Below are 13511 nucleotides of genomic sequence, written 5' to 3'. Positions count from 1 at the left end.
CCGGGTCAGCGCGCCCCGGGATCCTCCGCAGGAGGCAGACGGCTCACCCTCGCGGGTGAGCCGTGGCATCGGGACGAGACGTCAGACGTTGAAGCGGAACTCCACGACGTCGCCGTCCTGCATGACGTAGTCCTTGCCCTCGACGCGCGCCTTGCCGGCGGAGCGGGCGGCCTGCACGGAGCCGGCCTCGACGAGGTCGTCGAACGAGATGACCTCCGCCTTGATGAAGCCGCGCTCGAAGTCGGTGTGGATGACGCCGGCGGCCTGCGGGGCGGTCCAGCCCTTGCGGATCGTCCAGGCGCGGGACTCCTTGGGGCCGGCCGTGAGGTAGGTCTGCAGGCCGAGCGTGTGGAAGCCGACGCGCGCGAGCTGGTCGAGCCCCGCCTCCTCCTGGCCGGAGTCGGCGAGCATCTCCTTGGCGTCGTCCTCCTCGAGCTCGACGAGCTCGGACTCGAACTTCGCGTCGAGGAAGACGGCGTCCGCGGGGGCGACGAGGTCGCGCAGGCGCTGCTGCATCCCCGTGTCGGCGAGGCCGGCCTCGTCGGTGTTGAACACGTAGATGAACGGCTTGGCCGTGAGCAGCTGCAACGACGCGACGTCGGCGAGGTCGAGGCCCTCCGCCTTGGCGCCCTGGAAGAGCGTGGTGCCGGACTCGAGGATCTTCTGCGCGGTGGTGGCGGCCGCGAACAGCGCGGCGTCGCCCCGCTTGATCTTGACCTCCTTCTCCATCCGCGGCAGCGCCTTCTCCAGCGTCTGGAGGTCGGCGAGGATCAGCTCGGTGGAGATGGTCTCGATGTCGCCCTCGGCGTCCACCGAGCCCTCGACGCGGACGACGTCGCCGTCGTCGAACACGCGCGTGACCTGGCAGATCGCGTCGGCCTCGCGGATGTTCGCGAGGAACTTGTTGCCCAGCCCCTCGCCCTCGGAGGCGCCCTTGACGATGCCCGCGATGTCGACGAACGACACCGTCGCGGGCAGGATCCGCTCGCTGCCGAAGATCTCCGCGAGCTGGTCCAGCCGCGGGTCCGGGAGCGGGACCACGCCGACGTTGGGCTCGATCGTCGCGAACGGGTAGTTCGCCGCGAGCACCTGGTTGCGGGTGAGGGCGTTGAAGAGCGTGGACTTGCCGACGTTGGGCAGGCCGACGATGCCGATGGTGAGTGCCACGTCGGGAGAGTCTACGTGGCGGGGGTCAGCGGGCCGCCCGGGAGCGCTCCTCCAGGGTCGCCAGGTCGCGCTCGACGAACTGCAGGTGCGCCCAGTGCTCCCGGGCGACGACGCCGAGGCTCTGGTGCACCGCGCGCGTGAGGCCCTCGGGCGCCCACGGCGGGAGGCGCGGGGCGTCGACCGTGACGTCGGTGCCGGTGAGCTCGTCGTAGACGGCGTGCACCTGGGCGATCCTGTCGGCGTGCGTCGCGAGGGTCTCCGCCAGGGACGGCGTCGCCGCCAGGTCGACGCCCAGCGCCGCCACCTCGGGCTCGTACTCCGTGAACGGCAGCCCGGCGTACCAGAACGGGTCGTCGATCCCCCGCAGCCCGTACCGGATCCAGCCGTCCATCGCGAACACCAGGTGCCGCAGCGTCTGCGCCGTCGACCACTCGCCGTCGACCTGCTCGTCGACCGCGCCGGGCGCCAGCGCGGCCGCCCGCGCGAGGTGCGCGTCCCAGGCGCGCAGCGCCGCGTCCAGCGACGCCCGCTGCTCGGCGAGGTCCGCCGACCGGGCCTGCTCGCGCCCCGGGTACCGCCGGTTCAGCTCCGCCTCGACCAGCGGCGCGACGTCGACGCCGTTGACGCGCAGGCCGGTGATCTCGCCGTCGATGTCGGCGTCCGAGAGGTCGACGCCGCGCATGACGGCCCCCGGCATGAAGCTCTGGTCGAACCGCACGCCGTCGAGCCGCACGAGGCGGAACGTGGCGCCCGTCATGTCGGCCTCGACGAAGCGGGCGCCCCGCAGCTCGTCGTCCGGCCCGTACGTCGTCATGCGCCGACCGTAGGTCCGGGCACCGACACTCAGACGTCGACGTCCTGGTGCCAGGACTCGGTGACGTAGGACGTGCGCCAGCCCCAGCTCTCGTACAACGACGCGGCGCCGGTGGGGCTGTCGGCGTCGACCTCGAGCCCCACGCGGTCGCGACCCCGCGCCGCCGCGTCGCGCACGACGGCGAACAGCAGCGCCGTCGCGACCCCGCGGCCGCGGGCGCGGCGGTCGGCGCCCAGGTACTCGATGTAGCTGCCCTCCTTGCCCGACGCGCCGGAGGGCAGGACGGCACCCACGAGGGCGCCCATCGGCTCGGGGGCGGCGTCGGGCTGCTGCGGGTCGGAGACGAACGCCAGCCACCAGTGGTCCCACCGGTGCCCCGGGTCGGAGCGCAGCCGCACCAGGAACTCGCCGAAGCTCTCCCGGTAGGAGTTGAAGTGGTCCTCGAACGCGCTCTCGAGCACCCGGTGCACGGTCTGCAGGTCCTCGGCGACGGGCATCCCGTCGTCGTGCGTCGCGACCCGGCGCACGGTCACGCCCGGGCGCGGGTCCGGCAGCACGCCCCGGTGCGCCTCCTCCGCCACGACGGGCCGGGACATCTGCAGCCACGAGCGGGCCTTGGCGTACCCGGCCGCGGCGAGCCAGGCCTGCTGGGCCGTGTCGCCCGCGAACGCGCCGGCGTCGAGCTGGGTGCGGCCCACCCCGCGCTGCGCCGCGAGCTCCCGCCCCTGCCGGGCCGCCCAGGCGTAGCCCGCGGCCGCCAGCTCGTCGGCCGCGGGGGCCGCGCGGTCGACGTCGACCCCCACGACGACGCGCCCCGCGGCACGGTCGTGCACCCACGCCCAGCCCTGGACCACGCCCTCGGGGTCGCGCGCCACGACCTGGCGGCGCGTCCACGACACCGGGCCCGCGACCTCCGCGGCGAGCGCGTCCTGGTTCACGACCGACGAGCCCGTGAACGGGGCGGCGACGGCCCCGCGCAGCTCGCCGAGGCGGGGCAGGTCGGCCAGGTCGGGGGCCGACGTCGTCCAGCCGTCGGGCAGGGGCAGGTGCTCGAGGTTCTCGGAGGTCACGCGCCCTATTGTCGCAAAGGGTCCCTTGGGCTCCCCATGACCGCCCCGTCACGAACCCCGGAGCGAGCCCGTCGGGGCGTCACCCGAAGGCCATCACCTGCTGCAGCAGCTCGGGCAGCCGACGGTCGTAGGTCCGGGCGCCCCAGCGCACGCCCAGCAGGAGCACGAGCACGCCGGTGACGAGGCCGACGCCGAGCGCCGCCCAGCCGAGCGCGGCCTGCGGCAGCAGGATCGCCGGCAGGGCGAGCGCGAGCGTGGGCACGCTCACCGCGAGGATGATCCCCATCGTCGCCATCTGGGCGAGCATGGTCGCCATCGTGGCGCCCTGCGGGGACTTGAACGGGCTCTCCCCCGGCTTCGGCACGGGGTAGACGAGCCGCGCGGACACCGCGCTCGAGATCCCGAGCGACGCGCCCAGCGTGCCGGCCGTGAGGCCGAGCATGGCGGGCAGCGCGTCCCAGCGGCCGGCGACGGCGCACCCCACCACGGCGAACGCGACGCACAGGGGCAGCCCCGCCACCAGCACGGGCAGCACGCGACCCCACCGGTCGACCCGCCCCCGGACGCCGGTCGCGACGTGCAGCGCGAACGCCGTGTTGTCGTAGCCGACGTCGTTCGAGATGCCGAACCCGAGCAGCCACGCCGCCAGGGGCGCCATGAGGAGCAGGACCACGCCGCCCGCGCCGTTCGTCGTCCCGACGGCGAGCAGCACCAGGGGCAGCAGCGGCACCATCGCGATCGACGCCGCGTACCGGGGGTCGCGCACCCAGTAGGTCGCGGTCCGCGCGGCGACCGCCCCCAGCGGCGTGGCGGGCAGCCGGCCGAACCAGCCGAGGCCCTTCGCCGCCGTGGCCGACGAGCCGCCGCCGTGCGGCGTCACGAGCTCGCGGGCGAGCGCGCGGTCCCACACCACCCAGGCGAGGGCGAGCGTGCCCAGGCAGATCGCGACCCGGACCACGAGCAGGGCCCACGCGCCGTCGTGGACCGCCGAGGCCAGCGCCCACGGCGCCCCCAGCGGGGTCCAGCCCACGACGTCGGCCAGCGGGGCGATCGCCGCCCCCAGCGCGTCGGAGCCTGCCCCGTCGACCGTGACCTCGACGCCGTCCGCCAGCCAGCCGACCGCGGGCCCGATGAGCAGGAGCGGCACGACGGCGACGATCGCCAGCACCTCGCGGTACCGCCGCGAGTCGAGCAGCGGCGCGAGGGCCGTCGTCACGGCCCGGGAGCCCACGACGCACAGCGCGGTGGCGAGGACGCCGCCGACCAGCGCGGTGACGAGCGCGGCCGGCTGCCGCCACCAGGCGAAGGAGACACCCAGCGCGCCGAGCGTCGTGACCGCCGCCGGGATCGAGACGAGCCCCGCGAGAGCGAGCCCGGCCAGCAGCGTGCGCCGCGGGATGGCGAAGGTGACGAAGCGCCGCGGGTCCAGGGTCGCGTCGACGCCGAACGCGAAGACGGGCACCACCCACCACGCGAGAACCACCAGCGCTCCCGCGAGGGTGAGCACGTGGCCGGTCACGACCGGGTCCGCGCTGCCGCCCGCCACGGCGGCGGCCACCACCAGGACCAGCACGCCGAGCCCGTAGAGGGACCCGATCACCAGGCCGATCGTCTGCCACACGCTCCGGCGGAACGTGTTGGCCAGGAGGGTCAGCTTGAGGCGGACGAGCTGCGCAACCACGCCAGTCCCTCCGACTCCCGACGGCCGCCGACGAGGTCCACGAAGCGGTCCTCGAGGCTCTGCTCCCCGCGCACCTCGGCGACGGTGCCGGCGGCGAGCACGTGCCCGCCGGCGATGACCGCCACGTGCGAGCACATCCGCTGCACCAGGTCCATGACGTGGCTCGACACGACGACCGTGCCGCCGTCGGCCACGTACCCGTGCAGGATGTCGCGGATGTTCGCGGCGCTGACGGGGTCGACCGCCTCGAAGGGCTCGTCCAGCACGAGCACGCGCGGCGCGTGGATCATCGCCGACGCCAGGCCGATCTTCTTCGTCATGCCGGCGGAGTAGTCGACGACGAACGTGTCGCGGTCGCCGACCAGGTCCATCGCCTGCAGCAGGTCCTCGGTGCGCTCCGCGACGGTGTCCCGGTCCAGCCCGCGCAGCAGGCCCGCGTAGGTGAGCAGCTGTGCGCCGGTGAGCCGGTCGAACAGCCGGACGCCGTCCGGCAGCACCCCGAGCTCGGCCTTGGCCCGCTCGGGCAGCGTCCACAGGTCCGTGCCGTGCACGTGCACCGTGCCGAAGTCCGGCCGCAGCAGACCGGTCGCCATGGACAGGGACGTCGTCTTGCCCGCGCCGTTGGGGCCGACGAGGCCGAAGAACGAGCCGGTCGGCACGTCGAGGTCCACGCCGGCGACGGCGATCTTCTGGCCGAACCGCTTCCACAGGCCGCGCAGGCTCAGGGCGGCGGAGAGGTCGGGCGGAGGGACGGGGGCGGGGGCGGCGGGCGGCGGCCCGGTCTGGTCGCTCACAGGTCAACCGTAGTGCGCGCGGCGCGGCGCGTGACAGGGCCGCGCCGCACCGACGTGCTGGTCAGCGACGCGCCGCCGCGGTGCTCCCCCGTGTCGGTGCCCCATGACACCGTGTGGCCCATGACGACGAGCCTCGCGGTGATCCTGGTCCTCGGCGCCCTCGTGCTGGGCATCCTGGTCGGATGGCTCTGGCACGCCAACCGGGCCGCGAGGTCGGGCCGGTCGGACGAGCTGCAGCGGGTCCAGGAGCACGGCGAGCTCGAGGTGCTGCGGCGCGACGCCGCGGAGCTGCGCAGCCGGCTGGCGCAGGCGGGCGAGGAGAGCGACCGTCGGCTCGCGGAGCAGCGCGAGCACGCCCGCCAGGAGGCTGACCGGCGCGTGGCGGAGGCGCGGGAGCAGGCCGACCGGCTGCTCGCCCAGGTGCGCGAGCACCTCGAGGAGCAGCTCGCCGAGGCCAAGGGCGACCAGGAGGCCGCCGCGCAGCGGTTCCGCGCGCTCGCCAACGACGTGCTCACGGCGAATCAGAAGCAGTTCCTCGACCTGGCCGACGAGCGGCTGCGCCGCAGCACGCAGAAGAACGACGAGACGCTCGCCCAGCGCGAGCAGGCGATCCGCGCGCTGCTCGACCCGATGAGCAAGACGCTCGACAAGGTCAACGCCCGCGTCGACACCGCCGAGCAGGCGCGCCTCCAGGGGCACACGGCCCTCACGGAGCAGCTGCGCCAGCTCGAGACGGTCAACGCGCAGCTCCGCGTCGGCACCAGCGACCTGGTCTCGGCCCTGCGCTCCAACCAGACCCGCGGCGTGTGGGGCGAGCTCCAGCTGAAGCGCGTGGTCGAGGCCGCCGGGATGATGGACCACGTCGACTTCGAGGCCCAGGTGCACCGCACGACGGCGGAGGGCGAGACGCTGATCCCCGACCTCGTGGTGAGCCTGGCGGGCGGCAAGAACATCGTGGTCGACGCGAAGGTGCCGCTCAGCGCGTACCTGCGGGCGCAGCAGGCGGACAGCCCGGCCGACGGGGACCGGGAGCTCGACGCCCACGCCAAGGACCTGGCCAAGCACGTCGAGGTGCTCGCGGGCAAGGCCTACTGGTCGCAGTTCGACGCGGCACCCGAGTTCGTCGTCCTGTTCGTCCCCGCCGAGCCGATCCTGGCAGCGGCGGTCGAGCGTCAGCCCGACCTGCTCGAGACCGCGATCCGCAAGCGGGTGCTCGTCGCCACCCCCATGACGCTCGTCGCCATGCTGCGCACCGTGGCCTACGCCTGGCAGCAGGACGCCATCGCCGAGGACGCGCAGAAGGTGCTGCAGACGGGCAAGGAGCTGTACGCCCGCATCGTCACGATGACCAAGAGCATCACCAAGCTCGGCCAGTCGATGACCGCCGCGACCAAGCACTACAACTCGTTCGTCGGGTCGCTGGAGACGCGCGTGCTGCCGCAGGCACGGCGGATGGTCGAGCTGAAGGTCGTGGACGCCGGTCAGGTGATCGAGCCGCTCAAGGCGGTCGAGGACACCACCCGCGCGGTCACCAAGCCCGAGCTGCTCGCCGTGGAGGAGGGCCTGGTCGTCGATCTCGGCACCCTGACCGCGGACGGGGCCCGCGACGACTCGGTCGAGTCGCTGGTCGACGCCGCACAGCGCGACCTCGAGCGCTCGTCCGTGGCCGACGAGAAGGGCGAGTCGGCCGCCGGCTGAGCCCTCCGGCCGGCCCGACCGGCGGGACCGACGGCGTCAGGCCGGCTCGACGGGCAGCGCGGTGCGCGCGCCGCGGCGGGGCCGCTTCTCCTCCTGGCCGGCGGCCTTGAGGCCGCGCGCCAGCTCGCGCGGCAGCGAGAACATCAGGTCCTCGGTGGCGGTGCGCACCTCTTCGACCTCACCGAAGCCGTGGCTGTCCAGGTGCGCGATGACGTCCTGCACGAGGATCTCCGGCACCGACGCGCCGGACGTGACGCCCACCGTCGTCGCGCCGTCGAGCCAGGCGTCCTCGATCTCGGTCGCGCGGTCCACCCGGTACGACGTCCGGGCGCCGGCCTGCAGCGCCACCTCGACGAGGCGCACCGAGTTCGACGAGTTCGCGGAGCCCACGACGATGACGACGTCGCACTCCGGGGCCAGCTTCTTCACCGCGACCTGGCGGTTCTGCGTGGCGTAGCAGATGTCGTCGCTGGGCGGGTCCTGCATCTCGGGGAACCGGTCGCGCAGGCGGCGCACGGTCTCCATGGTCTCGTCCACGGACAGGGTGGTCTGCGAGATCCACACGACCTTCTCCGGGTCGCGGACCTGCACCTGGTCGACCTCGTCCGGGGAGTTGACGACCTGCACGTGGTCGGGCGCCTCGCCGGCGGTCCCCTCGACCTCCTCGTGCCCGGTGTGGCCGATGAGGAGGATGTCGTAGTCGTCCTTGGCGAACCGGACGGCCTCCTTGTGCACCTTGGTCACCAGGGGGCAGGTGGCGTCGATGGTGTCGAGGCTGCGGGCCGCGGCGGACGCGCGCACCGCCGGGGAGACGCCGTGCGCGGAGAACACCAGCCGGGCGCCCTCGGGCACCTCGTCGGTCTCGTTGACGAAGATGGCGCCGCGGTCGCGCAGCGTCTCCACCACGTGCTTGTTGTGGACGATCTCCTTGCGCACGTACACGGGCGCGCCGTACGTCTCGAGCGCCTTCTCGACCGCGACCACCGCGCGGTCCACCCCCGCGCAGTAGCCGCGCGGCGCGGCCAGGAGCACGCGCTTGGTGGACGTCGGGGTGGCGGGGGCCGGGCTGGTCACAGTCACGGGCAACAGTCTAGGTACGGACTGTGGACAACCGGTGACGAGGCTCCGTCGGGGGCGTGGGGCATGCTGGACGCCGTGTCGGACCAGTCCCAGCCGCAAGCCCAGCCGCAGCCCCTGCCCGAGCTCGCCCGCGACACGACCGCGGACCGCCCGTGGCCGGTGCGGCTCCTGTCCGCGAAGGTCCGGGACTACGTCGCGCGGATGTCGTCGGTCTGGGTCGAGGGCCAGGTCGTGGAGCACACCTACCGCCCCCGGGCCGGGATGCAGTTCGTCACCCTCCGGGACACCGACGCCGAGGCCTCGCTGCCCGTGCACCTGCTGTCGCGGATCTACGAGGGCCTCCACCACAAGCCCGAGGTGGGCGACCACGTGGTGGTGCAGGCCAAGCCGGAGTTCTGGGTCAAGACGGGCCGTCTGTCGATGCGCGCGACCGCGGTGCGCCAGGTGGGCGTCGGCGAGCTGCTCGCCCGCATCGACCAGCTGCGCCGGGTGCTCGCCGCGGAGGGCCTGTTCGACCTCGACCGCAAGCGCCCGCTGCCGTTCCTGCCCGCCGTGGTGGGCCTCGTGTGCGGGCGGGAGTCGAAGGCGGAGCACGACGTCGTGGTGAACGCGCGCGCCCGCTGGCCCCAGGTCCGGTTCGAGATCCGTGAGGTCGCCGTGCAGGGCGTCGACGCCGTCCGGGAGGTGAGTGCGGCGATCGCCGACCTCGACGCCCGGCCCGAGGTCGAGGTGATCGTCGTGGCGCGCGGCGGCGGCTCCGTCGAGGACCTGCTGCCGTTCAGCAACGAGGCCCTGGTCCGCGCGGCGTCCTCCTGCACGACCCCGCTGGTCAGCGCCATCGGGCACGAGACCGACACCCCCCTGCTGGACCTCGTCGCCGACCACCGCGCGTCCACCCCGACCGACGCCGCGAAGCAGGTCGTGCCCGACGTCGCCGAGGAGCGGCTGCGCCTCGACCAGGCGCGCCGGCGGATGCGTGCCGCGGTGGCCGGCCGGGTCGAGCGCGAGCAGCACGGGCTGGACGCCCTGCGGTCGCGCCCGGCGCTGGCCCGGCCGCAGACGACGGTCGACGTCCGCGAGCGCGAGATCGCCCAGCACGTGCGGCACGCCCGCCACTGCCTGGACGCCGCGCTGCTGCGCGCGTCCGGAGAGGTGGGCCGGCTCGCGGCCCAGGTCCGGGCGCTCTCCCCGCAGGCCACGCTGGAGCGCGGGTACGCCGTCGTGCAGCGCGCGGACGGGCACGTGGTGCGGGCGAGCCACGACGTCACGGCCGGCGACGCCGTGCACGTGCGCGTCGCCGAGGGTTCGCTGGAGGCCGCCGTCACCGCGACGGCCGCACCCGCGCCGCCTGCCTGAACCGGTCCGCGAGCCGACCGAACGCCGCGGCGAGCTCCTGTCCCTCGAGCACCTCGACGTCCAGGTCGAGCCGGGTGATCCACAGGGCGAGCTGGTCGGGGTCGTCGCTGCCCACCTCGATCCGGCAGGTGGACGGCCCGGCCTCCTCGACCTCCAGCGGGGAGCCGACCTTGGCCACGACCTCCGCGGCGGGAGCGTGCACGAGGATCCGCGCCCGGTAGCGCCAGGTCGCCCGGCCCACCCGCGCCACGACGTGCCGCAGCACCGCGTCCTCGGGGATGACGCGCGGCCGGAAGCGGGCCCCGGTGGGCGGGCGCAGCGTGATCCGGTCGACCCGGAAGACGCGCCAGTCCAGCCGGTCGAGGTCCCAGGCCAGCAGGTACCAGCGCGACCCCCAGCGCACCAGGCGGTGCGGCTCCGTGTGCCGGGAGGACTCGGCTCCGTCGTGGGAGGCGTAGCGGAACCGGAGCCGCTCACCGGAACGGATCGCGGCGGCGACGCCCCCGAGCACCTGCAGGTCCGGCGCCGGGTCCCCGCCCGGCACGACGCTCGTCGCCTCCCGGACGGCCTCGACGCGGCGCCGCAGGTGCGCGGGCATGACCTGCTCGACCTTCGCGAGCGCCGTGAGCGCGGTCTCCCCCTCACCGTGCTGCCCGTGCGCGGCCGCGGCCAGCCCGATCGCGACCGCGACCGCCTCGTCGTCGTCCAGCACGAGGGGCGGCATCGCCGACCCTGCGGCGAGTCGGTACCCGCCGGCGACGCCGGGGCGGGCCTCGACCGGGTAGCCGAGCGAGCGCAGCTTGCCGACGTCGGTGCGCACGGTGCGGGTGCTCACCCCGAGCCGCTCGGCCAGGTCGCCGCTGGTCCAGTCGCGCCGCAGCTGCAGCAGGGACAGGAGCTGGAGGAGGCGGGCCGAGGTCTCGAGCATCTTCGGAGCATCTCACCGATCGCGGAAGCAAGTCTTCCGCGTTTGCTGCGAGCGTGGGAGTCATGAACCGAGTGATGAACCCCACCGCCGACACCGCCCTCGTCCCCTTCCGCGTCGACGTCCCGCAGGCCGACCTCGACGACCTGCGCGACCGCCTGGCGCGCACCCGCTGGCCCCTGCCCGTGCCCGGCCGCGACGACCGCACGGACTTCAGCCGCGGCATCCCCCTGCCGTACCTGCGCGAGCTCGCCGAGTACTGGCGCGACGGCTTCGACTGGCGCGCGCAGGAGGCCGCCCTGAACGCGCACGAGCAGGTCACGACCGTCGTCGACGGCCAGACCTTCCACGTGGTGCACGCCCGCTCCGCGAACCCGGACGCGACCCCGCTGCTGCTGTGCCACGGGTGGCCGGGGTCGTTCGTCGAGTACCAGCGGCTGCTCCCGCTGCTCGCCGACGCGTTCCACGTCGTCGTGCCCTCGCTGCCCGGGTTCGGCTACTCGACGCCCCTGTCCGGCACGGGCTGGGAGGTCGCGCGCACCACCGAGGCGTACGCCGAGATCATGACGCGGCTCGGGTACGAGCGGTTCGCCGTGCACGGCACCGACATCGGGGCCGGCACCACCGGCCGGCTCGCCGCGCTCTACCCGGAGCGCGTGATCGGCACCCACGTCGGCAGCGACGGCCGGTCGCTCGGCATGGTGGGCGCGGCCTACCCGATGCCGGACGGGCTGACCGACGACGAGATCGCCCAGATCGACGCGGTGCGCGCGGCCGACGCCGCCGAGCACGGCTACTTCGAGATGCAGAACCACCGCCCGGACACGATCGGCGCGGCCCTGAGCGACTCCCCCGTCGGGCAGCTCGCGTGGATCGCCGAAAAGTTCCAGACCTGGACGAACCCGGCGTCCCGCACGCCCGACGAGGCCGTCGACCGCGACCAGCTCCTCACGAACGTGTCGCTGTACTGGTTCACCCGTAGCGGCGCGTCCAGCGCGCAGTTCTACTACGAGGCCTCGCACTCCGGGCTCGACTGGCTCTCCGCCTCCGACGTCCCGTCCGGGTGGTCCGTGTTCGACACGCACCCGCTCATGGCGAAGGTCTTCAACGGCTGGGGCGCGATCGACCGGTGGGTGGAGCACGCCGAGGGCGGGCACTTCCCCGCGATGGAGGAGCCGCGGCTGCTGGCCGACGACCTGCACGCCTTCTTCGACGGACGGTCCTGACCCGTCACCGTGCGCGGACGACCCGCCCCTCGTCCCAGACGGGCTCGGGCGTCTCGCGCACGGTGCCGTCCTCGCCGAACACCAGGAACCGGTCGAACGACCGCGCGAACCAGCGGTCGTGCGTGACGGCGACGACGGTGCCGTCGAAAGCCTCCAGGCCCTCCTGCAGCGCCTCGGCGCTGGCCAGGTCGAGGTTGTCGGTGGGCTCGTCGAGCAGCAGCGCGGTGCAGCCGGCCAGCTCGAGCAGCAGGATCTGGAACCGCGCCTGCTGCCCGCCGGACAGCCGGTCGAACGCGCGGTCGGCGGCGACGGTCAGCTCGTAGCGGCGCAGCGCGGACATCGCCGCGCCGCGGTCGCGGGCGTGGTCCTCCCACAGGATCTGCGTGAGCGTGCGGCCGAACAGCTCCGGGTGGGCGTGCGTCTGCGCGAAGACCCCCGGCACCACGCGCGCGCCGAGCCGCCACTCCCCCGTGTGCGCGACGTCGTCGCCGCCGAGCAGCCGCAGGAAGTGCGACTTGCCCGACCCGTTCGACCCGAGGACGGCGACGCGCTCGCCGTAGAAGACCTCGAGGTCGAACGGCTGCATCAGGCCGGTGAGCCCGAGCCGCTCGCAGGTCAGCGCCCGCACGCCCGTGCGGCCGCCGCGCAGGCGCATGCGGATGTCCTGCTCGCGCGGCGGCTCGGGCGGTGGGCCGGCCTCCTCGAACTTGCTCAGTCGGGTCTGGGCCGCCCGGTACCGGGACGCCATCGCGTCGCTGTTCGCGGCCGCCTGCCGCAGCTCGCGCACCAGCCTCTTGAGCTGGGCGTGCTTCTCGTCCCAGCGCCGGCGCAGCTCCTCGAACCGCGCGAACCTCTCCCGGCGTGCCTCGTGGAACGTCGCGAAACCGCCGCCGTGCACCCACGCGTCGGCGCCGGACGGCGCGGGCTCGAGGGAGACGATGCGGTCGGCGACGCGCGCGAGCAGCTCGCGGTCGTGCGAGACGAACAGCACGGTCTTCCGGGTGGCGCGCAGCTGGTCCTCGAGCCATCGCTTGCCGGGCACGTCGAGGTAGTTGTCCGGCTCGTCGAGCAGCAGCACCTCGTCGGGGCCGCGCAGCAGCGCCTCGAGGACGAGCCGCTTCTGCTCGCCGCCGGAGAGCGTGCGCACCTCGCGCCAGCGCGCCTGCTCGTACGGGACGCCGAGCGCGGCGACCGTGCACACGTCCCACAGCGTCTCGGCCTCGTAGCCCTGCGCCTCGGCCCAGTCGGCGAGCGCCTGCGCGTAGGCGAGCTGCACGGGCTCGTCGTCGACCTCCATGATCGCCAGCTCGGCCGCGTCGACCGCGCGGGCCGTGTCGCGGATCCGGGGCGGCGCGACGGAGACGAGCAGGTCGCGCACCGTTGTCTCGTCCCGCACGGAGCCGACGAACTGCCGCATGACGCCGAGTCCGCCCGTCACCGTGACGGACCCGGCCTGCGGCACGAGGTCGTCCGACAGCAGGCGCAGCAGGGTGGTCTTCCCGGAGCCGTTGGGACCCACCAGCGCGGTGGCGCTCCCCTCGGGGACGCGGAACGAGACGTCGTCGAGCAGCGTGCGCCCGTCCGGCAGCACGTGCTCGACGTGCGCCACCTCCAGATGACCCATGCGGCGCACGCTGCCCGACCGCCCGCCCGCCCGCAAGGCATTTCCGCCCGCAGCCGTGCCCGCGACACGGACGACG

Annotated in this window: 11 protein-coding genes; 3 read left to right on the top strand and 8 right to left on the bottom strand. The window is 74.3% G+C overall.

Features of this window, described 5'->3' with window-relative positions:
- Window positions 1-81: 81 nt before the first annotated feature.
- The 5 genes from ychF to ACFQ8T_RS02925 all read right to left on the bottom strand — a co-directional run bounded on the left by ychF (window position 82) and on the right by ACFQ8T_RS02925 (window position 5526).
- Window positions 82-1167, bottom strand: a complete 1086-nt coding sequence (gene ychF, locus ACFQ8T_RS02945) for a redox-regulated ATPase YchF (RefSeq protein ID WP_430545056.1) — start codon at window positions 1165-1167, stop codon at window positions 82-84.
- Between the two features lie 25 nt (window positions 1168-1192).
- Window positions 1193-1981: a DinB family protein gene (locus ACFQ8T_RS02940; protein ID WP_430545055.1), complete on the bottom strand. Its 789-nt coding sequence runs from the start codon at window positions 1979-1981 to the stop codon at window positions 1193-1195.
- A gap of 29 nt (window positions 1982-2010) precedes the next feature.
- Window positions 2011-3051: a GNAT family N-acetyltransferase gene (locus tag ACFQ8T_RS02935; RefSeq protein WP_430545054.1), complete on the bottom strand. Its 1041-nt coding sequence runs from the start codon at window positions 3049-3051 to the stop codon at window positions 2011-2013.
- Window positions 3052-3130: 79 nt separating this feature from the next.
- Complete coding sequence (locus tag ACFQ8T_RS02930; RefSeq protein WP_430545053.1) at window positions 3131-4732, bottom strand: hypothetical protein; 1602 nt, start codon at window positions 4730-4732, stop codon at window positions 3131-3133.
- Window positions 4702-5526 carry an ABC transporter ATP-binding protein gene (locus ACFQ8T_RS02925; protein ID WP_430545052.1) on the bottom strand — a complete coding sequence of 275 codons (825 nt, stop codon included), beginning with the start codon at window positions 5524-5526 and terminating at the stop codon, window positions 4702-4704. The genes ACFQ8T_RS02930 and ACFQ8T_RS02925 overlap by 31 nt, the downstream gene beginning before the upstream one ends.
- Before the next feature lie 120 nt (window positions 5527-5646).
- On the opposite strand from ACFQ8T_RS02925, the gene rmuC reads away from it, so the two are divergent.
- On the top strand, window positions 5647-7224 hold the full coding sequence (rmuC, locus tag ACFQ8T_RS02920) for a DNA recombination protein RmuC (protein ID WP_430545051.1): 1578 nt from the start codon (window positions 5647-5649) through the stop codon (window positions 7222-7224).
- Between the two features lie 36 nt (window positions 7225-7260).
- On the opposite strand, the gene ACFQ8T_RS02915 is transcribed toward rmuC, so the two are convergent.
- The gene (locus ACFQ8T_RS02915; RefSeq protein ID WP_430545050.1) at window positions 7261-8304 is read right to left on the bottom strand and encodes a 4-hydroxy-3-methylbut-2-enyl diphosphate reductase; all 1044 of its coding nucleotides are present in this window, start codon (window positions 8302-8304) and stop codon (window positions 7261-7263) included.
- 63 nt (window positions 8305-8367) lie between these two features.
- Here ACFQ8T_RS02915 and xseA point away from each other — a divergent pair, with 63 nt between their 5' ends.
- On the top strand, window positions 8368-9660 hold the full coding sequence (xseA, locus tag ACFQ8T_RS02910) for an exodeoxyribonuclease VII large subunit (protein WP_430545049.1): 1293 nt from the start codon (window positions 8368-8370) through the stop codon (window positions 9658-9660).
- On the opposite strand, the gene ACFQ8T_RS02905 is transcribed toward xseA, so the two are convergent.
- Window positions 9626-10588 carry a helix-turn-helix transcriptional regulator gene (locus tag ACFQ8T_RS02905; RefSeq protein ID WP_430545048.1) on the bottom strand — a complete coding sequence of 321 codons (963 nt, stop codon included), beginning with the start codon at window positions 10586-10588 and terminating at the stop codon, window positions 9626-9628. The two genes, xseA and ACFQ8T_RS02905, sit on opposite strands and share 35 nt — an antisense overlap.
- A 62-nt stretch (window positions 10589-10650) precedes the next feature.
- Between ACFQ8T_RS02905 and ACFQ8T_RS02900 the strand changes: the two genes are divergently transcribed.
- Window positions 10651-11811 carry an epoxide hydrolase family protein gene (locus tag ACFQ8T_RS02900; protein ID WP_430545047.1) on the top strand — a complete coding sequence of 387 codons (1161 nt, stop codon included), beginning with the start codon at window positions 10651-10653 and terminating at the stop codon, window positions 11809-11811.
- 4 nt (window positions 11812-11815) lie between these two features.
- Here ACFQ8T_RS02900 and ACFQ8T_RS02895 read toward each other — a convergent pair whose 3' ends face one another.
- Window positions 11816-13435 carry an ABC-F family ATP-binding cassette domain-containing protein gene (locus ACFQ8T_RS02895; RefSeq protein WP_430545046.1) on the bottom strand — a complete coding sequence of 540 codons (1620 nt, stop codon included), beginning with the start codon at window positions 13433-13435 and terminating at the stop codon, window positions 11816-11818.
- Between the last annotated feature and the right edge of the window lie 76 nt (window positions 13436-13511).

Origin of the sequence: Isoptericola sp. NPDC056618 (genome assembly GCF_042792715.1) — a bacterium.
GTDB lineage: Bacteria > Actinomycetota > Actinomycetes > Actinomycetales > Cellulomonadaceae > Isoptericola > Isoptericola nanjingensis.
This window is presented reverse-complemented; position numbering and strand designations above follow the sequence as displayed.